The sequence below is a fragment of the Paenibacillus donghaensis genome, from assembly GCF_002192415.1.
Classification (GTDB): Bacteria; Bacillota; Bacilli; order Paenibacillales; family Paenibacillaceae; genus Paenibacillus_AQ; species Paenibacillus_AQ donghaensis.
In genome coordinates this window covers 8,258,885-8,280,423 of record NZ_CP021780.1, presented here as the reverse complement: position 1 = coordinate 8,280,423, position 21,539 = coordinate 8,258,885, and the positions used below count along the sequence as shown (strand labels likewise).

Annotated in this window: 16 protein-coding genes; 2 read left to right on the top strand and 14 right to left on the bottom strand. The window is 48.8% G+C overall.

Annotation, left to right across the window (positions count from 1 at the left end; all coding sequences use genetic code 11):
* Positions 1-2: 2 nt before the first annotated feature.
* The 4 genes from B9T62_RS37430 to B9T62_RS37415 form a co-directional block, all read right to left on the bottom strand.
* Positions 3-905, bottom strand: coding sequence for a carbohydrate ABC transporter permease (locus B9T62_RS37430; RefSeq protein ID WP_087919881.1), 903 nt, complete (start codon positions 903-905; stop codon positions 3-5).
* 4 nt (positions 906-909) lie between these two features.
* Complete coding sequence (locus B9T62_RS37425) at positions 910-1,815, bottom strand: carbohydrate ABC transporter permease (RefSeq protein ID WP_245864264.1); 906 nt, start codon at positions 1,813-1,815, stop codon at positions 910-912.
* A 20-nt stretch (positions 1,816-1,835) separates the two neighbouring features.
* Complete coding sequence (locus B9T62_RS37420) at positions 1,836-4,727, bottom strand: extracellular solute-binding protein (RefSeq protein WP_087920574.1); 2,892 nt, start codon at positions 4,725-4,727, stop codon at positions 1,836-1,838.
* 180 nt (positions 4,728-4,907) lie between these two features.
* Positions 4,908-6,269, bottom strand: a complete 1,362-nt coding sequence (locus B9T62_RS37415; RefSeq protein ID WP_087919880.1) for an ABC transporter substrate-binding protein — start codon at positions 6,267-6,269, stop codon at positions 4,908-4,910.
* Between the two features lie 483 nt (positions 6,270-6,752).
* Here B9T62_RS37415 and B9T62_RS37410 point away from each other — a divergent pair, with 483 nt between their 5' ends.
* Positions 6,753-7,763 carry a LacI family DNA-binding transcriptional regulator gene (locus B9T62_RS37410; protein ID WP_087919879.1) on the top strand — a complete coding sequence of 337 codons (1,011 nt, stop codon included), beginning with the start codon at positions 6,753-6,755 and terminating at the stop codon, positions 7,761-7,763.
* A gap of 851 nt (positions 7,764-8,614) precedes the next feature.
* Here B9T62_RS37410 and B9T62_RS37405 read toward each other — a convergent pair.
* The 5 genes from B9T62_RS37405 to B9T62_RS37385 form a co-directional block, all read right to left on the bottom strand.
* Complete coding sequence (locus B9T62_RS37405; RefSeq protein ID WP_087919878.1) at positions 8,615-9,490, bottom strand: radical SAM/SPASM domain-containing protein; 876 nt, start codon at positions 9,488-9,490, stop codon at positions 8,615-8,617.
* Between the two features lie 25 nt (positions 9,491-9,515).
* On the bottom strand, positions 9,516-10,502 hold the full coding sequence (locus B9T62_RS37400; RefSeq protein ID WP_087919877.1) for a Gfo/Idh/MocA family protein: 987 nt from the start codon (positions 10,500-10,502) through the stop codon (positions 9,516-9,518).
* 353 nt (positions 10,503-10,855) lie between these two features.
* Positions 10,856-11,629: an SDR family NAD(P)-dependent oxidoreductase gene (locus tag B9T62_RS37395; protein WP_087919876.1), complete on the bottom strand. Its 774-nt coding sequence runs from the start codon at positions 11,627-11,629 to the stop codon at positions 10,856-10,858.
* Between the two features lie 226 nt (positions 11,630-11,855).
* Positions 11,856-12,680, bottom strand: coding sequence for an acetoacetate decarboxylase family protein (locus tag B9T62_RS37390; RefSeq protein ID WP_087919875.1), 825 nt, complete (start codon positions 12,678-12,680; stop codon positions 11,856-11,858).
* Positions 12,681-12,721: 41 nt separating this feature from the next.
* Complete coding sequence (locus tag B9T62_RS37385) at positions 12,722-14,662, bottom strand: NAD(P)/FAD-dependent oxidoreductase (RefSeq protein WP_087919874.1); 1,941 nt, start codon at positions 14,660-14,662, stop codon at positions 12,722-12,724.
* Positions 14,663-14,781: 119 nt separating this feature from the next.
* Here B9T62_RS37385 and B9T62_RS37380 point away from each other — a divergent pair, with 119 nt between their 5' ends.
* Complete coding sequence (locus tag B9T62_RS37380) at positions 14,782-16,065, top strand: PucR family transcriptional regulator (RefSeq protein ID WP_087919873.1); 1,284 nt, start codon at positions 14,782-14,784, stop codon at positions 16,063-16,065.
* A gap of 164 nt (positions 16,066-16,229) precedes the next feature.
* Here B9T62_RS37380 and thrC read toward each other — a convergent pair whose 3' ends face one another.
* From thrC to B9T62_RS37355, 5 genes are all read right to left on the bottom strand, one after another.
* Complete coding sequence (gene thrC / locus B9T62_RS37375) at positions 16,230-17,618, bottom strand: threonine synthase (protein WP_087919872.1); 1,389 nt, start codon at positions 17,616-17,618, stop codon at positions 16,230-16,232.
* 206 nt (positions 17,619-17,824) lie between these two features.
* Positions 17,825-18,325 carry a CYTH domain-containing protein gene (locus B9T62_RS37370; protein ID WP_087919871.1) on the bottom strand — a complete coding sequence of 167 codons (501 nt, stop codon included), beginning with the start codon at positions 18,323-18,325 and terminating at the stop codon, positions 17,825-17,827.
* 160 nt (positions 18,326-18,485) lie between these two features.
* A complete protein-coding gene (locus tag B9T62_RS37365; protein WP_087919870.1) occupies positions 18,486-19,133 on the bottom strand; it encodes an ATP-binding cassette domain-containing protein in 648 nt (215 codons plus the stop codon).
* A gap of 21 nt (positions 19,134-19,154) precedes the next feature.
* A complete protein-coding gene (locus B9T62_RS37360; protein WP_157794166.1) occupies positions 19,155-20,660 on the bottom strand; it encodes a hypothetical protein in 1,506 nt (501 codons plus the stop codon).
* A gap of 14 nt (positions 20,661-20,674) precedes the next feature.
* Positions 20,675-21,481, bottom strand: coding sequence for an ABC transporter permease (locus tag B9T62_RS37355; RefSeq protein WP_087919868.1), 807 nt, complete (start codon positions 21,479-21,481; stop codon positions 20,675-20,677).
* Positions 21,482-21,539: the final 58 nt, after the last annotated feature.

The following is a 21,539-nucleotide window of genomic DNA, read 5'->3' as shown; positions in this document are numbered from 1 at the left end:
CCTTAGTCCTTCATTCCCGAAGTAGCCATCGTCTCTATGATCCGGCTCTGCGAGAAAATAAACAGCGTAATGGGCACGCTCATTAGAATGAGGGCGACCGCCGCCGCCGCACCGGAACGGGCAATTCCCCCGGCCACTACCTGGGCTGCTGCGAAGTGAAGCGATTTCAGCTGTTCGCTGTAAATGAACCCGTTCCCGTCACTGCCCCACAGAATCTGGAATAATAGAATAATGAGCGTCAGCCAAGCCGGCTTAACGTTAGGCATGACGATGGACCAGAAGATACGGTATTCACTTGCGCCGTCCATCTTGGCGGCTTCCAGCAGCACATCCGGAATCTGTTCCATGAATTGCTTCATTAAATACAACCCGAGTGAATAGGCAAACGCCGGTATAATGACGGCCCAGTACGTGTCGATGAGCCCCAGCCAGGACATGATCATATAGTTTGGCATGGCGGTTACAGCTGGCGTGAACATCAGCGACAGGACAACGATGCTGAACAGGATCTTTTTGCCGGGAAAATGATGTTTAGCCAGTGGATACGCTGCAGCCGAGGCTAGCAACACGTGTCCGACAATGCCCACGCCGGTAATAAATACCGTATTGAACACATACCGTGAGAACGGAACCCATGAATTGCCGAGCAGGTTGAACAGATCAATAAAGTTATTCATCGTCGGATGCCGGACAAATAACGTCGGCGGGAAGATAAAGATCTCATCCAGCGGCTTGAACGCATTATTGACAGCGTAGACGAGCGGCAGAATCATAAATGCTCCAAACACGGTCAGCAGGGCGAATAAAGAAAGGGTCCCCCATATGGACCGGTTCACCCGCTTTTTGGGCATTCGGATGGATCGGCTTAATCGTTGTTTGGCATTCATTTGAAAGGGGAGATTCATGCCTCTATTCACCCACCTTTCTAAGAAGTTTCTGAACAACAAGGTTCGACCCTACCATAATCAGGAACAATATTGTCGCAATAGATGAAGCATAGCCCATCTCAAACCTGGTCGTACCGAAGTCAATCAGATGCGTTACAATGGTTTCGGCTGCGTAGTTCACGCTCGGGAACCCGGCCAGTGCAATCGAAACATCAGCTACAGCAAATGCGGTCGTAATCTGAATAACGGCGCCAAACATCAGCTGCGGACGCATGGAAGGCAAGGTTATGTACCACAGCTCCTGCCAGCGGTTCTTGATTCCGTCTACAGCTCCCGCTTCATATAAGGTTCCATCGACGGTCTGCAGCCCTGCAATGAACGCGAGGAACCCCGTTCCGAGGCTGAGCCATAATTGAACAAGGATGATGATTGGCATAATGTAGCCTTCCGTTTTGAGCCACTGGATCGGCTCCAGAATGAAGCCAAACTTCAGCAATAACCCGTTCATAATCCCGTACCGGTCCCCGGAGAAGATCATCAGCCAGATGAAATAAACATTCCCGGAAATGGACGGCGCATAGAAAACGAGTGTCATCACGGCTCTAAGCTTGGGAGACAGCTCATTAATGATCCAGGCAAACACAAAACAGGCGATATAACTAATCGGCCCTGTGATCACAGCGAATAACAGCGTGTTTTTGAGGGCGATCAGAAATACATCATCTTCTAAAAATAAGCGGGTATAGTTCTGCCAGCCTATAAACTTTGGAAATTCCAGCATATTGAAGTACGTGAAGCTAAGCACAATCGAGACTAAGACAGGCAATACCGTAAATACGGCGAACAATATCATATACGGCGCCATCAAAATATACGAATGCTTATTGGCTCTTACTTCATGCCACTTCAGGCTCCACCAATTTTGCACGCTTGACCCTCCCCCTTACGCTATAGACCAAACTCTTTCCGTTTGGTGGTGATCTCATCCTGAATATATTGGACATAGTCCATAATGGATTCCCGCGCTTCCACTTTGCCGACTACCGTTTTGTAGAACGCGTTAAATAAATGTCTGCCCGTGAAATATCCGCCCGGAACTTCAGGAACACCTTCTGCCCACTCGAACTGGGCTTTCAGATTATCATAATCGGCAATCGGCCAAGGCAAGCTGTCCAGTGCTTTGATGTTAGCCGTCGGATAACGTGCGGCAGCGCCCATCAGGCCTTCCATCTCACGTCCGAACACCGTTTGCGTCTCTTCACTCGTCCACCATTTCATGAACTCCCAGGACGCATCTTTGTCCTTGGCCTTATCCATCATTACGACACCACTTCCCCCGCTGGATACGGTGCGGTCCAATGTGCCGTCTTCTTGCACGGTTCCTGGAATCGGCACGAAACCCCACATGCCTCTAATCTCCGGAGCAAATACAGACAGCTGATTATAGAGGGTATAATCGGCTATGCCGAAAGGCATTTCCCCCGTACGGAAACGATTGGCGAAATCATATTCGCGTTCGAGCTTGTAATCCGTGTAAAACTCGGTCCACTGCTTGAACGTTTCCATTCCGGTCCGGGAATCGAGATCGGACTCCTGTCCGCCATCCCGATAGAATTGTCCGCCATTCTGAAACAGCAGAGCTGCGTACATCGAGTTAGGCGGGATGTTCTGCCCTTGTATGGCGGATTGAATCACCACCGGCAGGCCAAACTGCATATGGTTCTTGCTAAGCACAGCAAGCAAAGTGGAGACCTCATCCCAAGTCTGCGGCACCTGCAGGTGAAGCTCCTCCAGGATATCTTTACGGTAGAAGAGCATGTTGAAGGTCTGGGTCTCAGGTAACGCATACACTCCGCTGTCATACCTGTAAGGCACAACAGCGCTCTCACGGAAACGGCTGCTCACTTCAGCAAAGTCACTGAACTGCGTCAAATCTGCCGCCGCATTACGCATAGCGAAGTTAACAGGCAGATCATTACCAATCTGCATAGCCACATCGGGTCCTTGCCCGGCTAAGGTTGCCGGAAGCAACGTCCCCATGTTGACGAGCTTCAGATTGACATTAATGCCGGTGGCAGAGGTAAACGTCTCATCGATCATGGCCTTCATCGTGTTCGCCTGATCCCGCCCGCTTCCGATCCATACCGTAACGGATTTCTGGTCATCCTGCTCAGACACGTTTCCAATTTGGTTGTAATCGGTAAAGAAGGAGGCGACGAAGGTGGCCGTCTCATGCTTCAGCTTCGAGCCAAAGCCCATCCCTTTTTTGGGAAACTTCTTGTCAGGAGAAGCTACATACAGCGCATCTACTTCAAGCGGCTGCTCTCTGGCGGTTTGGACCCATGTGCCAAGCCCGCCGGTATTCGTCTTGTAGGCGGTAAGTCTTCTTGGGATGGTATCCGGATCATCAATCAAATCATCCAGCTGCTCTGCCATGGTTTTGAGGAGCGCTTCCTGATCACTGGATTGCCCTGACAGCTGGACCAATCGCTTGGCAATCCCATCTAAGCGGTCCCGTTCGGCAGCGAACACTTCCAGCAGGTCCGGCACTTTTTTATCCAGCTGGTAATCACGGTATTCGTCCGGCTTGGTCCCTGTAATCATCAGGATCTTGCGGTACATGGAATTGAGATTGTACAGGCTGTCCTCCACCTCGCGGATCAAAGGGGCGAACTCGCCCAGGCTTACCTCAAGCCTCACAAGATGTTTGCCCTTGTCCAGCTTGTATAAATAGGGGTCATTTCCACCCATAACGTCCAACCGGTAGGAGCTTTTATATCGAAAGGGCACCTTTGAATTTTCCGCAAACGGTACTACACCATCGATGGTCAGTCTCCGGGTGGAATAGATCCCTCTCACATAATTTTGCTGTGTTTTAAAGGCCATTTTATAGAATCCGGTCTCAGGAACATCAATTTCCCATTCAATCCACTGCCCAGGTATTCGCCAATTGAGTCCGCCAATGGTATTGATTTTAATTTTGGAGGAACTGTAAGGATGAACTGCGGCACTGGAACGTTCGCTGAGCGGGTACAGGGTTGGGGATGATTTGGCTGCTGCATCTTCACCCTCAATTGTCAGGAGTTGTCCGCTTGAGTCCTGGGCACCTTCGGCATCCAATTGTTTCTTCACTTCTTCATACGGCAGCGGTACAGGCTGCTTGTACAGCTTCAACTGCTTAATCACGACGGGCTCTCTTGTAGATTCCAAGGTTAACGTATGTGTGCCTTTAGACAAATAAAATAAAAAGGGCTCATTCTCATAGCCATCGGAGTCCTGGAACGCTTTTTCGCTCCAGCGCGGTTTCTCAACCTGTCTTGGCCTCAGGTCATTGCCCTGATTGTCCTCCACAAGCTGGTCCAATTGGTCATCCCAAATCCGGTCAAACTGCAAGAAGGCAGCTTCCCGAAAAGGGAGTTGACCATCAATGTATAACGCGCGCTCGATAGCTGAGCTTTTCCCTTCGACTGGATAATAGAGCATGGATAAATTGTAGAAACCCGTTTCCCCGACTTGAACAGTCCACTCTGCCTTGCCGGATTCACCCGTTAACAGCGATTGGCCTGCCATCCCTTCATAATCAGACAGCTTCTCGAAGCCACTACCCTCAACATGACTATAATTAGCAGCCTCCAGTACGATTTCTTGATCAGGTCTGGGAGCCCCCTCATGTTTAGTCACATAAGATACGTATTTATCTTCATTAAAAGCCGCTGTCTCCGCTGTAGCCGTTGTATCCATGGGTGCCTGCTCTTCCGTGGGCGCAGCCTTCTCGCTTGCATCTACCTGTACATTTAAGCCTGCTGGAAGCATGAGTAACCCTGCCATAACAGCAAGCATTATATTCTTGGCTATTGTGGAATGACGAATTCTACTTATCACCAGAAGTCCTCCTTACAAGCGCAAGCGGTTCTCTCCCTGTATAGGAGCGCTTACGTGCTGTGGTGAAATCTAAATTCATACAACAAGGGGAGTCGCCAAGACGTCCCCCTGTTGCCATGACGATACGAACCGCTTCTATTACTTGCCTAGCTTGGCAATGGAAGCCTCCGCCTCTGGCTTATATTTCTCGGCAGTTGCAGTAACCGATTGATTCTCTACAATAATGTCCTTCATGTAACCGGTGGTCGGGAAGTCTGGATAAGCTGTTTCCAGCAGAATCTGGCCTGTGTTGTTGATATGATCGCGCATCATAGCTACATCTTCTTCATGCGTGTAGATGCTTTCCAGCCACTCTTGGCTCGGGAAATCTCCGGTTTGGGTAATATCATAGGTATCTTCAAAAGCTTGGTAGACCGCCTGTGGATCTTTTACACCTTTGGGAATGAAAAATGCATTCTTGCCATTATCGGCATAGGTAACTTCAGGAGAGCCTGATGGGCCATTCGGGAAGGGAACTACACCGAATTCAAAGGTCAAATCGCCCAAATTCCAAATTGGAGCGGGGAACATGGCTACATCACCGTCTTTGAAGGTATTGAATTCATCATAGCCAACTTTGTCGGTACCTTTAACCTTCATAACATTCTCAACATTGTACAGACGGTTGATGAATTCAGCAGTCTCGATGACTTTCGGATCAGTCAGACCTTGTGTACCTGTAGCTTCGTCGACAAGCTTTCCTCCGTTAGCCGCGGAGAAGTTGCGCAGAATATCGATTGCCCAGCCTGAGAATCCATACGTATCGATTTTGCCGTCATTATCTGTGTCTTTGGTTGCTTGCTTAGCGACTTCAATGAATTTATCCCAATTCCATTGCCCGCTTGTATACAGCTCCTGCAAATCGGGAAGCCCCAGTTTCTTGAACAAGTCACGGTTGTAATGGATACCGGCACCGCCGGTGCCTGGTTCAGCGAAAGCATAGTATTCGTTTGCAATTTGAGGTGCCTTAACCAGCAGAGTGGCTTCATTGTTGATATTGGAAGCAGCTGTAGTATATTCGCTTACCGGCAGCAGCTGTCCCTTGAGGATTGCAGGCCATGCCGAGTTGTACTCCATAATAAGGATATCGGCAAAGGGTTCACCCGTAAGAGCGGTAGCCGTAAATTTAGGCATGAACTCCTCGAAAGTTACATTTACAAATTCGAACTTGCAATTATACTTTTTCTCTACCTCAGCAATTTTGGCAAGACGTTCCTTCTCGGAAGCGGAATTTCCCGCAGGCTTCAGATCCCACCAGGCTGCGACCTTAATTATGCGTCCGCCCATGTCAACGGGTGCTGCCGTTGCTTCTGCGGTCGCTTCCACCGCTGCTTCTGTTGCAACAGGTTCAGTGGTCGCGCTTACCTTTGGACTATTGGCAGCATTATTGCCACCACTGCAGGCTGTTAATAAAAAAACAAAGCACAACAATAACATCGAATACCCCTTTATCTTTCTCATCTGTCGAACCTCCCGTTATTAATATGATTAAGTTAGTGCTGTACCACCCTAAATAAAGCGCTTACACAATCGGTTAAAAAAATACCAACAGCACAATTCCCTTCATTCGTTTGGCACACCGCCTTCATTTGTTATTTTTTTGTTTTTCTTAACATAACAGATATTACCACCACTTAAATAAACGGTCAATCATTTTTTATCCACATCCTGCTCATTTCTAGTATAAAATAGGCCAAGTTATATAAAAAATAGTATATAACTTGTATTTATGTAATAATAATGGTATTTTCTACATATCAAAATAACAAACAAACAAAACAAAATACTAAATAAACCTTATAAAAAGATAACAAAACGTTTGTTTGAAGACAATGCTCCTTTACATGTAAAAAAACAAGTGTTAGTCTCCCTTTATTCATGTAAAATTGTAATGTACTTCTGGAGTTACCCAAGAATCTGATTAAAGTAGAATAGGATGATTTTATGCGACGTAAAGTAACTATACAATCCATAGCAGATTTTACGGGACTATCGAAATTTGCAGTGTCACGAGCGTTATCCGGCAAACCCGGAGTCAGCTCACAGACGCGAGATATGATATTCAAAGCCGCCGGGCAGCTCGGTTACTTTAAAGACTCCAAGAGTGCGCAAGCTAAAGCTCCAGGCGAAATGATAGATCTGGATGCCCGCAAATGGTCCGGGACAATTCTGGTCTTATTTCCCAACATCCGCTTCCAGAACCCGGAATCTTTATATTGGGGCCCGCTTTTTAACGGCATCTCTACCAGATTAAATCAGCGGGGCATCAACGTATTAACTTTGACGGAGCCTAAGGATGATGCTGTATTTTCGCTCCTTAACCCTGAAGCAATCATGGGCGTTATTACTATAGGTTCAATTTCAACACCTATTCTGGCAGAGATTAGAAGTCTTGGCATTCCGGTCATGATGGTGGATCACTTCGACCCCAGCTTCCAATGCGATTCTATCTTTACCGATAATCTGTCCTGCATGAAAGAAATGATGAACCTTGTCATTAACAAGGGCTACCGAGACTATCAGTTTCTAGGAAATATACGTGATGCCCATAGCTTTTATGAACGATTCCTTGCCTTTCGGGCAGCATTGGAAGATAACGATATCGAACTTAAGCAGAACCCCTCACTTAACGGGCCCGATATTGAAAACTTCAGAGAAACATTCACGGCTGTTATTACCGAACACGGACTGCCTGAGGTCTTTGTATGTGCAAACGATATTTACGCTTTGTTCGCCATAGAGACGATGGAAATAATGGGCATGCCTATTCCTGACACTCTGGTATTTACCGGTTTCGATAATACGCACCCTTCCATACCGTTCCTGGCAACCGTTAATGTAAATAAAGAGCTGCTTGGTAAAAGAGCTGTAGATCAAATGCTATGGAGAATCCTTAATCCAGACACCAGTTATGAAAAAATTCTTATACAGGCAGATATTATCATCAGGGACTAGCGGATATAAGCGGAACGTCTTTATTGCACAAGTAGAAACGGCTTCGCCGCCCTCTGAAAAGCGTATGCTTCCGAAGTAGCGATACTACGTATCGCTTTCAGGTATCCGTTTCTGCGAGAAATAGAAGGATAAATAATGGCTCAAAACCAAAATCAGCGGTTGCCCCCTTGTGAATGATGCCCGCTACGGGTTCGGAGGGTTCTTCCGATCGCTGTTAAAGCCCGATTTCCTGATTGTAACCTGCAGATTCAGTTCCATGATATAGAACGTGAACTTAAGAATGTTATATTCGAGTGGTCCGGGTAGCCCTATGCACCAGGCATTCTGACAACTTGACCGTTTCATTCTTAAGTTCATCTTATATAGTCTCATATGTCTAGTCCAAAGAATTAGTTGCGAAACTGCATCTATTTAGCCATTTTTTTCTGTTTTGGAGGAAATAAGTGCGAAAATGCACCTAATTTAGGATTTTGAGCGTAATAAGCTTGTTTTACTCGAATTTAGTTGCAGATATGCACTTATTATCCTGATAATGGATGTTTCGGCTGAAATTTGTTGCAGTTTCGCATCTAATTACTCCGAAGGTTCCAGGGCAACACTCTAAATCCTGGCTGAATCCTAAGCAGTAACGAAATGTGAGAATAAGCCTCTCTTCCTATAGCGGAAGAGAGGCTTATTTGATGAGCTATATGTTACTATGTAAGGCCCTCCGCTCTGTTCACTCGTATAGTCAACCGCTGATTTTTAGATTGAGCCTAAATAATAGTGTAGAACCTATAATTTCTTATATTTTCAAAAAAAAGAGAACCAGAGCGTCCTGGTTCTCTTTTTGGTACAGCGGCTGCAAAGGATTAGGTGCCGAAGCGCTGCCTGTATCCGCATTTGCGGCACAGTTCTTCTACAGCTTCCCTGCGGGAGAAGCCGTAGAACAGGTTGTTCGCCCGCTCGCCCTCCACAATCTCGGAGAAGGGCTTCTCATGGATGTTGCCGAGGTTGATCACCCCTTCGCCGTCCAGGCAGCACGGCACCACCGTGCCGTCCACCAGTACCGCCGCCTGGCTGCGCAGCGCGTGGCAGAAGCCTTTGCCGTCGTCCTCCGGCTCATTCAGACTCGGCCATCTGAACTCGTGATCCTGATTGAGATAGATGCGCGGAGCGATTCGGACACCGCTGCCCGGCACGACCTTCTCATCGATCTTGAAATCCAGCGCGAAAGCTTCCTCCAGCAAAGCCAACGTCTCGCGGTTGCGCTCGCGCTCAAGGTTGGTCAGGTTATCCTCGGTCAGATTCCACAGCCGGAAAGAAATTAGCACACCCTGCTCCGCCGCCTGCCGCACAAACGAAATAATCTCCGCCACGTAACCGGCACGGTTCTCCGAGCCTTCATGCCCGTCAAAGCTGTGCAGCGAGAAGTTCATCTGGCGCAACGCCGGCTTGCCGAGAATCTTCGGTCCAGCCTTGTGAATCAGCGTGCCGTTGGTCGTAATATTCACCTTGAACCCCTTGGCATGAGCCGCGTCAAGCAGCTCGCCGATCTTCGGATGCAGCAGCGGCTCTCCCTTGACATGCAGGTAGATATGGCTGGTGTGCGGCTTCACCTGATCCAGAATGGTGTTGAAGGTGTCCAGCTTCATGAAGTTCTTCTGCCGCGCTGTTTGCGGACAGAAGCTGCAGGCCAGGTTGCAGACACTTGTAATCTCGATGTATACCTTTTTAAACGTCTTCAAGCTCTGCTCCCCGCTTCCATCCGTTCTATAAGTCTGTAGTGAAACGCAAGCCAATCTGCGCCCGCGCTTCCTCCATGACCTCCGCTACGGCCATCGAATTGGCATGGCTGTTGACCGTGCTCTCACGCTGGCCGCTTGTCAGCAGATTAATAAATTCCTCAATTTCATAATACATCGGCTCATACACCTGCGGCAGGGTAAGCTCCTCAACCGTTCCGTCGCGGTAATGAATTTTGACCTGGTACGGCTGATTGATCTTGTCGATCACCAGCGTGCCGTTCTCACCCTGAATCTCGGCAGGCAGATAGGAATCGGCTATCTTCGAATGCATCACGACCGCTTCCATATCCGGGTACTGCATGATCAGGCTGCCTTCACCGTCCACGCCGGAGGCAAGCATCAGCCCTGTCGCACGCACCAGCTGCGGTTTGCCGAACAGCACCACCATCGGATACAGACAATAGATGCCCAGATCCATCAGCGAACCATTCGAGAACTCCGGATTAAAAGCATTCAGCACCGTCCCCTGGCGGTAGGCGTCATATCTGGAGGAATATTGTCCATAGCTGGCGACATAACGGCGCACCTGGCCGATCTTGTACAGATTGTCGCGGATTATCCTGAAATTAGGCATAAAGGTTGATTTCATCGCTTCCATCAGCAGCACATTGTTGTTGCGCGCCGCTTCAATCATCGCTGCCAGCTCCGCACTGTTAGAAGCAATCGGCTTCTCGCAGAGCACATGCTTGCCATGATTCAGGCAGAGAATTGCCTGCTGGGCATGCATCGAGTTGGGGCTGGCGATGTACACCGCGTCCACATCGGGACTGGCCACCAGCTGCTCCAGACTGGTGTAGATCGTCGCACCGGCAAATTTCTCGGCAAAAGCTTCGCCCTTCTCCTGCGTACGGGAATACACCGCGCTCAGGATAAACTCTTCATTCTCCAAGCCTGCCCGCACGAAGCGGTCAGTAATGAAATTTGTCCCTATGACCCCAAATCGAATTGTCATGATGATATCCCGTCCTTTTTTTGTTCTCACTGTCTCTATCTGCTATTTTCTCATTCAAGGGTAGCTATGTCTACTTTTTAAGGCAAATTTCCGACAAATTCCGATAATTACTGTATGCAAGAAGAAACGGCTTCGCCGTCCTCTGAAAGAGGCGGCATCCGTTTCTGCGTGAAATAGAAGGATAATGGATGGCGTGAAACCTATACATTCTTATATTTCAAGAAGAAACGGCTTCGCCGTCCTCTGAAAGAGGCGGCATCCGTTTCTGCGAGAAATAGAAGGATAATGGATGGCGTGAAACCTATAAAAGCACCTGCATAAATGCAGGTGCCTCTTCCAGAAACCGCTTTTCATTATATAACCGTCCAGCCTCCGTCGACGAACAACGTTTGTCCGGTGGTGTAGCTGGAAGCATCCGAGGCAAAATACAGCACGGCTCCATTCAGCTCACCGGGATTTCCGGGGCGCCCCATCGGGCATACGGCGTTGTACATTTTCAATGCTTGCTCCGTGAACAGCGTGTTCTCGGTCATTTCGCTTTTGAACAGGCTCGGTCCAATCGCATTGACAGTAATTCCGTGCTTCGCATACGTTGCTGCCACCCCCCGGGTCAGATGGATTACTCCGCCCTTAGCCGCGTTATAGGAATGTGTAGGTATGGAAGCCGAAGCGGTAAGCCCCAGCATGGAGGCGGTATTGACAATCCGGCCGTATTTCCGTTCCTTCATATGGCGAATGACATGTTTGGACATCAGGAACACGCCCTTCAGATCGGTATCAAGCACCCGGTCCCAGGCCTCCTCCTCCAGCGCCTCAATCGGCACGGAATCAACGACACCGGCATTGTTCAGCAGGATATCAATTTTGCCGAACTCGGCGATAACCTTTTGGACGGCTGCGATAATCTGCTCTTCTTTTCTTACATCACATTCAATCGGGATAATCCGGCGTTCCGGATACTTCGCCCCAATCTCCTGTGCCACCGCTGCCAATTTGTCATACCTTCTGGCCAATATAGCCACATCCGCCCCTTGATCCGCGAGCATTTCTGCAAACTGCACACCGATCCCGCTGGATGCACCCGCCACAATCGCTGTTTTCCCCGTTAAATCAAAAAGATTGTTCATCGCAACTCCTCCTAAAAGTTTTGTAAGCCTAAGCTTCTTTGACATCCTTCGACAAAACTCGCTTCGAAAGCATACACCTAAGTTTTGTAAGCCTAAGCTTCTTTGACATCCTTCGTACAAAACTCATCTTCGAAAGCATACACCTAAGTTTTGTAAGCCTAAGCTTCTTTGACATCCTTCGACAAAATCCGCTTCGAAAGCATACACCTAAGTTTTGTAAGCCGACTTATACGGACGCCTCCTCATGCTCCGGCTGCAGCTTGTTCTCCCACCAATCCCAACGGAGATAACAATAGGGCAGGAACTCCATTGGATTCAGCGGCTCCAGCACCTTGCCTTTCTCCAGCACATTCGTGCTGACGGTATAGACCGCTCCCAGCATGTTCACAACTTCAAGCTCGCTCCATGGATCATGCGGAGATTCCTGAAAGACAATAGAAGCTTCAGCAGCCTTATACACCTTGACATCACTGACCAGCCGCTGAGTCACCAGCACCGGCAGCAGATCGAAACCGCTTCCGTCAACGGCATTGGCGTACTTGATGTTGTATAAAGGGATGTCCTTGCCGTAAAACTCCTCCAGAACCCCTCCGGCCCCATCGTCATTGAACCGGTCCCCCATACGGGCATTGACGCTGAAAAAGTCAACGCCATGCCGGTTGATTGCCCCTTCGATGGCACCATCAAGACTGGTCATGCGGACATCGGCCATTTTCTTGGGCAGGCCGCAGACCTCGCGGCCCATCGCCATGCCGATATCGCTCGTAATCGGCATCGACAGGCAATAGTTGCCCAGTTGACCGTTGTAGTCGGCCAGCACGAACAATCCGGCTTCACGGTAAGGCGGGCAAAAGTTCGTTGCCGGATAGTTGGCCACAAACGCATTTACGAGCGGACGGCTGGACGGCTTCAGCGGCTTCGGCAGCAGGCGTTCGATAATCTCCGGCTTCGTCTCCCAATACACCGTAAGCATCTCCGCATCATAAAAGGTGGTTGGTCTGCCTCCGTACTTCTGAATATCCGCATAACTTTTCACAAAACTCCCCATCATTGAACCCTCCTTTATTTAGTATCAGTGAGTTACAAATAACATCAGTTCAGTACAAAAGCCGTCTCGAAGCCGGACTGAATCGCCTGCCCGATTCTGCCGGGCTTGCCGGCATCGCCAATCACTTTCACCTTAGGGAACGCCTGCTTAAGCTCTTCCGCGAATGAACGATCAGGCGCAACTCCAATGGACAGCACTACGGCGTCCGCTTCTCTCACTGAGGTTTCACCCGTGGCACTGTTCTCAAGCACAATGGCTCCATCCTGAACTTCAACCAGCTTCGTCGATGCCAGCAGTTCTACTCCGCTCTTTTTCAACCGGGTGACCATGTCGATCAGGTTCGGAAGATACGCATCCGGGCCAACCCGCTTCTGCATTTCCACTACTGTGACCTGATTCCCGAGGTCGGCCAGATATTCCGCCGTCTCCAGTCCGGTCATGCCGGAGCCGATAACCACGGCCCGTTTGTTCTTGATTTCAACAGCTCCGCTAAGCACGTCGACAACCGTGCAGACTGCTGCCTTGTCCACTCCCGGAATGCCAGGCACAATTGGCCTTGCCCCGGCGGCGACAAATACCGCATAGGGATTCAGAGCCTTCAACTGCTCCAGTGTAGGTTTCGCCGAGAGCCGGACATCCACATTCAACTGCTCCAGCTGATGCTGCATATTGGCGATGAACCAGTTCAGCTTCTCCTTGAGCGGCGGGCGGCTTCCCAGCTCCACGCTGCCTCCAAGCACGTCACGCGCTTCAAACAGCACCGGCCTAAACTCCCGCAGCGCCAGAATCCGCGCTGCCTCCATGCCCGCCGGACCGCCGCCGATCACGGCGATAACCTTGCCGCCGCCATCCCGGGGCGGCTCGGCGAATTCAAGCTCCCGTCCTGCCCGCGCATTGACGGCGCATTTAATGACCTTGCACTCCATCACCTCCTGGATGCAGTACAGGCAGGAGATGCAGGTTCTGATTTCAGCCTCCCGGCCTTCAGCCGCTTTGTTTCCCCACTCCGGATCGGCCAGCTGAGCTCTGCCGAGTGCCACGAAATCCGTGTTTCCCTCCTGGAGCAGGCTCTCCGCAAAATCGGGTTTGCGGATCACGTCGCAAGCGATCACCGGAATTTGAACGGCCTGCTTCATGGCGGCAGCCAGATGCTTTTTCCACCCTTGCGGATAGGATATCGGCTCAATGATTGCATTCGACGACTCATAGGTACCAGCGCTTACATTTATGCAGTCCACGCCAAGCTGTTCCAGATGTTTCGCCGTGAGCAACGCTTCTTCCAGCACAATGCCCCCGGGAACAAATTCATCCCCGTCGATGCGGACGGATACCGGGAACCCGGCCCCGCAGGCCAGCTTGATTCCTTGAACGATCTCGCTCAGGAACAGCATCCTGCCTTCCAGCGAACCTCCGTATTTGTCGGTCCGCAGATTGGTCAACGGGCTTAGAAACTGTCCAATCAGATACCCGTGGGCTCCGTGGATTTCCACACCGTCGATCCCCGCAGTTTGGGCGATCACCGCGCCGAATACGAATTTGCGCACCAGACCTTCAACCTCTTCCGTAGACAGCTCCCGGGGCATTTCACCAATCGCCGAGGACATAACCGCGCTTGGAGCCACAATCTGCTTGCCGCCGATCAGCCGCCCGTGATTCTGCCGTCCCGGATGCTGGAGCTGGAGAAAAATCTTGCTGTCATGGCGGTGTACAGCCCTGGCCAGCTTCTCCAGCCGCGGAACGAACAGCAGATCGCTTGCGTTCAGCTGGTTGGGGGTTCCCACACCCGTCTCGTTGTCCACCCGGGTAATCTCTGTAATAATCAGGCCGCAGCCGCCGGCGGCGCGTTCTTCATAGAAGGCAATCATTTCGTCCGAGGCTTCGCCGCTGGCCGCTGCCAGTGACGTGCCCATCGCCGGCATTACGATCCGGTTCTTCAGTGTAAGACGTCCTATTTCACCTGCTGCAAACAGTTTCTCATATTTCATCTGCTCAGCACCTCCACCTCTAGTGTAAGGCTCCAGGTACTTTGTGAATATATTTACAAGCGCCAAAAATCACTTCTTTATAGTGCACATTGCACTATGATAACAAGGGGGCGATACCAATGGATGTTACCTTAAATGAGCTGCAGCGTGAAAGAATCGAAATCGAGCATTACACCGCATCGTTGTTCACGGCATACATTTCTGGCGCAGGCCTTTCGGCAATTGTGAACACAGCAGCAGAGCTGCTGGGAAATCCCGTTATCGTGGTTGACGCAAGCTTCAAGATTGTGGCCCACTCCAGCCAGGAAGATATAGACGATTACATATGGCGTGAGAATATCCGCAAGGGCTATTGCTCTTATGACTTTATTGCAGCTGTGAACAGAATGGAAAGTGTCCGGCGGGGGAAGCAAACCGATGCCTCCTATGAAGTCGCCTGCGAGGAAACGGCAAATACCAAGCTGATCTCCAAAATAAATGTAGGCGGCAAACAAATCGGCAACATCCTGCTGCTCGGCTGCAAGATCCCTTTCCGGCCCAGAGATCCTGAACTGCTGGCGATTGCCGCCACCATCCTTGCGGAAGAAATGGGCAAGAGCAGCTACTACCGCAACGCCAAAAATATAAAGGTGGAGGATTTCATCTGCGGACTGCTGGACCAGCAGCCACAGGATCTATGCACCATCCGGGACCGGATGTTGTCTGCAGGCTTAAAGTTCGGAACACAGCTGCTTGTGCTGCTGTTCGACCTAACCCGCTATGAAGGCTCGGGTCGTTATGACGACTATTTAAGAGAGCGTTTACAACATTTTTTCCCCGGCAGTCCCTGCACCTATTACGAGGGGCGGATTATGATGATCCATGATGGAACCCTCTCCAAAGAGCTTGTCCGCAGCAAGCCGCTGCAGCAATTTCTCAACCAGACCGGCATCACCATAGGTCTCAGCAGTATGTTCTCCAGTCTGACCCAGTGCAGAATACACTACCTGCAAGCCTTAAGCGCAATCCGCATCGGCCAGATTCTCTGCCCCGGGCAGCAGCTGACGTACTATACCGATATCCAGCTCTATGAGCTGCTTTCAGCCGATGTGCTGTCCGGCGAGGCGCAGGTATACCGTGATCCCGAATTGCTCATGCTGCAGGAATACGATGCCACCCACCAGTCCACCCTGTACCACACCTTTTTTGTTTATCTCAAAAACAACCGGAATATGCAGCTCGCTTCCGAGGAACTGTATATTCACCGGAATACGCTCAGATATAAACTGGAACATATCGCCAGACTGCTGGATACCGACTTCTCCGATTCGGAAAAAATGCTGGCCTATTACGTCTCCTACAAGGTCGCGGATTTCTGCGAGAAAGCCAGGGAACAGCAGCAGGTTGCACAGCATTTGCGGTGATCCGGACATCGCTGCCTTTTGGGGACTGAATGGCAGCGGACACACCGTGCTGCCTTTCAGCGGACGTTGCACATCGCAAAGACCCCCATTCTTCACCTGAAGAACGGGGGTTCTTATCGTTTATATGAATCAAAGGTGCTTAGTTCAGCCTCATGCTGCCTTGTTTAGCCGTAGAAAGCCTGCAGCTGCCGCACAATCTCCGCTTTGTCGTAATCAACCAAGGTCTGATGCTGCGGCATTTCGAACAGTGCCTGAATCGGGGCCGGGAACTCCTGTCCGATACCCGTCAGCTGAATCGCTTCATTAAATTTGGCAGGATGCGCGGTAGCGAACGTTATCGTAGTTTCATCCGGGCCGCCCAAGGCCTCGTAGGCGGCAACGCCGCAGGCCGTATGCGGGTCGAGCAGATATCCGCTCTCGCCGCTGTATTTGGTGATGGTCTCCAGACACTGGGCGTTCTTCACGCCAAGCGCGGAGAAATCCGCCTGCACCCGCTGCAGGTCCGCACCCGAAACGGTAATACTCCCCTCACGCTGCAGCCCGCTCATATAGGCGGACAGCTTCGCGGAATCTTCGCCCACAAGATAATACAGGTAACGTTCAAAGTTGCTTGCCACCTGGATGTCCATCGACGGGCTGTAGGTGCTGGTGAAGCCGCCGGGCTTGTATTCGCCCGTGTTCACGAAGCGCTCCAGAATATTGTTTTCGTTCGTGGCGATCATCAGCTTGCGGATGGGCAGCCCCATTCTTTTGGCCAGATAGCCGGAGAAAATATTGCCGAAGTTGCCGGAAGGCACACTGAAGTTGATCTGCTTGTCCGCACTGCCGTCTATCTGCAGGTAGGCATAGAAATAGTAAACCGTCTGCGCCAGAATCCGCACGAAGTTAATCGAGTTAATCGCCCGCAGGTGATACCGGCTCTTGAAGTCCAGATCGCCGAACAGCTCCTTGATCACCTGCTGGCAATCATCGAAGTTGCCTTCCACCGACAGGTTCAGCACATTGCTGTCATCAACGGTGGTCATCTGCAGCTCCTGCACCTTGCTGACTTTGCCGTGGGGATGCAGAATACAGATCTTGATGCCTTCCTTGCCGCGCACGCCCTGGATCGCCGCCGCCCCAGTATCGCCTGAGGTTGCGCCCAGGATGTGGATGATCTCGCCGCGTTTTTTGGAAATATAGGAATACAGCTCACCCATAAACTGCAGGGCCACGTCCTTGAAGGCAAAGGTCGGCCCGTGGAACAGCTCCAGCACATGCAGCGAATCACTTACCTTATGAAGAGGCGTCACTTCCGGCGCGCGGAAATTGCCGTAGCTGGTATAAGCCATCTGCTTCAGATCCTCATATGGAATCTCGTCATTGGTATATAGGGTAACAATCTTCAGGAACAGCTCCTGGTAGCTGAGCGTTCTCCATTCCGCAAGCGTAGCTGCCGAGACCTGCGGAATCTCGGATGGCACCATCAGCCCGCCATCATCCGCCAGTCCCATCAGAACCGTATCGATAAAGCCCTTCGGCTCCACATTGCCTCTTGTGCTTATAAATTTCATACTCATCCTCCTAAACCCCTGTGTTATTTAAGCTATATATAGAACATGAACTTAAGAAGGTTAACTTCGGAGTGTTCAGAACGTCTGATCCATCAGGCATTCTGAACACTCCACTTTTTCCTTCTTAAGTTCATCTTATAGTACCACGTTTACGCGTTAAAGTCCGTGAATTGTCTGTGTAGAACTAGGCCTGCATACGCTCGAACCTAAGCTTTTTGACTCTGGAGGGCTTTCCAAACCGTCTTGTTGCTGTACTGTCGCTCTGTGCTGACATCCTCACCGAACCACTCCGGCGCTACGAAGCTTACTGCGGCCTCCAGCGACTCAAATTCCACCTCAAGCACCGATAGTTCCAGCTGGGTGTACAGATCAATCTCCACGGTAACTCCGTTCCACTCGCCCGTAATGCGCTCCTTGACGAGGGGGATTGCCTTGACGGCTTCGATCATCTGGTTATACAGACCTGCCGAGATGCCATATTCAATCTCTTCGCGGCTGATTCCCTTGCCATCCTTAAACGTATGCGTAAACGTGATCTCTCCTGTATCGAGATCCGTAATCTTGCGCACTCTCAGCTCCTGGCCGCCGTCAATCGCCAGATAAGTCTGGTCAATACTGTGGCGCGTTATAATACGCAGCGCCCCTTCATTGATCAGCTGCTGCGGATACTCCGGCAGCAGAAATTTGCGTTCAATCTCCATAGCCACGCTGTTTCTCCCCTTAAGATGCATTTATATAGAACGTGAACTTAAGAATGTTACATACGGAGTTGCCAGAAGCCTAAGCATCAGGTTTCCTGGCAACTCCACTACCCCATTCTTAAGTTCATCTTATATAGTTATTAATCATCATAGGGGCGAGGCCTCTTCAAGTCAATGTGTAAACAACCTCCAGCATTTGTCTGCGGATTTTAAATACCTGATCACACAGCAGATCAATATCTTCCTGGTTATGACTCGTTAACAGTATGGTTCTACCCTCTTGTTTATAGCTCAGGAGCAGTTCACGTACAGATTTTACACTATCACTGTCCAGAGCGTTGAAGGGTTCATCCAGAATCAGCACTTCCTGTTTCTCCATAATGGCCTGGGCCAGCGCGATCTTTTGTTTCATTCCCAGAGAATAGCTTCTCATCTTTTGACGGGCAGCAGGATCTAATCCTACAAGACGCATCGTATTTTGAATCTCCCTGTCGCTAATTTTATGCTGAATCTCTGCCCATCTTCTTAAATTTTCAAAGCCGGTCTGCCCCGCCAAATAACCAGGACGGTCAATAATAATTCCAAAGTTACTGGGGAAATCACTATTCTTCATACGGTAATCGGGATGAATCCACACTTCTCCGTGATCCGGCTTGATGAACCCACAAATTAACTTGAACAGGACCGATTTGCCCGAACCATTCGGACCTGTAATTCCATAAATCTTACCTTGCTCAAAAGTCGCGTTCACCTCGCTTAACAATAGATTACCTTTAAATGATTTACTCACATTAGCCATTTCGATCAGCTTCATCTTCTCATCCCCTGTTCTGTATTAATGGAATGCTATATCCTTGTTCCTGATCACTAGCAGAATCAAGCTTAATTGAAATAATAACGTTATAAGAAGCAGTCCGGTAATTCTAAGTACATCTTCCCATTGGCCGTTTAAATACCCCATACTGCTCAGACCAGCGGGTAGCCAGCCTCCAACATTAATCATTGGTAGAGCGGCAAGTACTAGTACTGCCAATGCTATAAGGCCCATAGTGACCTCGGTAAATACCCAGGCAATGAGAAATACAAGTAGTACTCCATTTAAAATCTGCAACCAACCGTTGATCAGAAAATGATACATAATCTGACTCATACTGACATTAGTTTGTACCGTAACCAGTGGATTGATGGATTGTCCAAAGATTAGTCCGCTGCTGATCGTTAGCATCATTAAGCATGCAAGCCATAACGCCGCCCACAGTCCAAGCCTACTCCCTAAAGAAGCGAACCAGCGGTATGTTGAAGAATAGCGAATGACCATGTAATAGAAACGGCCGGATAAATAATCTGTAATGTAAACCTGAAACAAATATACAAAACCGTTAGTTACCACTACATAAAATAGGAAAGATATTAAAGAAAAACTTCCCTCTGGTGATATACCATAGAAACGAAGATATAGCGTATCCCATACCGTCACTGATTGTGTTGCCAGCGTTAGCTGCGGACTGGCGATGCCCAGCAGACATAACATGGTGTAGATTACATACGGATAATAATTTTTAAACCACATTTGTATGGGTACCAAACTCCATTTTTTTAAGAGCGGAATACCATAAATAGATAAGATTAGAGCTCCAATCAAACATATAAATGCCGGATAAACCTGATGATACGTTCCATAGCTTGATGGAAAGCTCATATAATTAAATGCAATTAGACTTGGATAATCCGGAAAATATCGAAAGGAAATCAAAGAATATAACAAGACAGCAAAACTGAATGCTCCCAAAAAAAGCAGATTGACAAAATAAAGGTAAATGGCAGAATTCACTGCATGCATCACCAGAAAAAATAAAATAAGCAAGCATAGCTGAACAATAAGAACTGCAAAGGGTGACAAATTAGACTGATAAGAGAAGGAACTCATATAGTTAAAAGTGGTTAGCTCTACTTTACTAAAAGAACTCCAGCTACTCTCATAAGGTAATCCAGCCGTCATGATCAGAGAGGTAATTGCAAGCAAGATGACAGTGACTAAAATGACCGGACTGAAATTTTTAACTGAATAGAGGACCCACTTCTGCCAGCTTTGCACACGGATCAGCGAGCTTGTATGGTGGGTGTCTCTGATGCTTAGACAGGATAACAACAGAGTGACCGGGAGAATCAAATACAGCAGCATAAATGGGTCACCGGTGATACCAATGAACATATCCCATTGATTGATCCCTGATTTAATAAACAGCGAGGATTCCAGCAAGTTCCGCCGTGCACTCCAGGCAAAAACAAAGATTAAAATGAATAAAAAGGACCACTTCCATGTTTGCATTTCATCAAGCAATTTTCTCCTATACCTCATATTAAGCTATCTGCCTTCGAGAGGGTTGGTCTAAGGTATAAGATTAGCAGTGCTAGAGTTCCTGCAAGAACAAGGAAGGGTACACATGCAGTCCAAATCGGGCTTTGCATGTAATCAAATGGAAACAGAGCATAAGTGGGCCGATAGGTATTTAAACCCAATGATGCGAACGATAGTGTAACTACTATATAAGTGATATAAGGCAGAGACAGGGCCAGAAAACGGTTCTTAAGCAGAATCACCAGACAAAAGCTGATCGCCGAGTATACGGCAGCGTTTATTCCCACCCAAAGCGAATATAAGATGCTGTAAGTAAAAGTGCCATACCGAAGAAGTTGTGTAAAAGTATGACGGGTGTACGTGTCTGCTGCTATGTTTTCTTGTGTCAAACCGTAACCTTCCGGATCATATTTTGCGATTCCCAATAATGGCTCAATATAATAAGCAAATGTAAAACAAACATAAACCAAAATAAAAAAGAACAGACATGTAAGTATTACATTGGCTATCAGTTTGATATAAATCGTTTCTATAATTGGCCTGCGCATACGGGTGTAGGTTAGAAACCGATGATGAACTTCCTCAGAGAACGAAGCTGCGTATACCAAAACGGTAATAATCGGAAAAGAAATAGGCAATGTTCCGTCCAATGTAAATGTGAAAAAATTAAGTCCATCTCTTAATTCATAGTTTTGGCTCCTGTATACGGCAGAAGAAATTATAGCGACAATCAACAAAAGTGATAAAATTAGAAACTTAGGCGTAATCTTGCTTCTAACTTCCTGCATTGCTTCTTTAAGCATTCATCTCTTCCTCTCTATGCAACTTACATTTTTAAAATATAATACTAATATTTAACAA

What these genes read in the sequence shown, in the direction of transcription:
- B9T62_RS37430 (WP_087919881.1), bottom strand. Translation starts at nt 905, where the DNA reads ATGAATCTCCCCTTTCAAATGAATGCCAAACAACGATTAAGCCGATCC.
- B9T62_RS37420 (WP_087920574.1), bottom strand. Translation starts at nt 4,727, where the DNA reads ATGCTTGCTGTTATGGCAGGGTTACTCATGCTTCCAGCAGGCTTAAAT.
- B9T62_RS37415 (WP_087919880.1), bottom strand. Translation starts at nt 6,269, where the DNA reads ATGAGAAAGATAAAGGGGTATTCGATGTTATTGTTGTGCTTTGTTTTT.
- B9T62_RS37410 (WP_087919879.1), top strand. Translation starts at nt 6,753, where the DNA reads ATGCGACGTAAAGTAACTATACAATCCATAGCAGATTTTACGGGACTA.
- B9T62_RS37400 (WP_087919877.1), bottom strand. Translation starts at nt 10,502, where the DNA reads ATGACAATTCGATTTGGGGTCATAGGGACAAATTTCATTACTGACCGC.
- B9T62_RS37395 (WP_087919876.1), bottom strand. Translation starts at nt 11,629, where the DNA reads ATGAACAATCTTTTTGATTTAACGGGGAAAACAGCGATTGTGGCGGGT.
- B9T62_RS37390 (WP_087919875.1), bottom strand. Translation starts at nt 12,680, where the DNA reads ATGATGGGGAGTTTTGTGAAAAGTTATGCGGATATTCAGAAGTACGGA.
- B9T62_RS37385 (WP_087919874.1), bottom strand. Translation starts at nt 14,662, where the DNA reads ATGAAATATGAGAAACTGTTTGCAGCAGGTGAAATAGGACGTCTTACA.
- B9T62_RS37380 (WP_087919873.1), top strand. Translation starts at nt 14,782, where the DNA reads ATGGATGTTACCTTAAATGAGCTGCAGCGTGAAAGAATCGAAATCGAG.
- thrC (WP_087919872.1), bottom strand. Translation starts at nt 17,618, where the DNA reads ATGAAATTTATAAGCACAAGAGGCAATGTGGAGCCGAAGGGCTTTATC.
- B9T62_RS37365 (WP_087919870.1), bottom strand. Translation starts at nt 19,133, where the DNA reads ATGAAGCTGATCGAAATGGCTAATGTGAGTAAATCATTTAAAGGTAAT.
- B9T62_RS37355 (WP_087919868.1), bottom strand. Translation starts at nt 21,481, where the DNA reads ATGCTTAAAGAAGCAATGCAGGAAGTTAGAAGCAAGATTACGCCTAAG.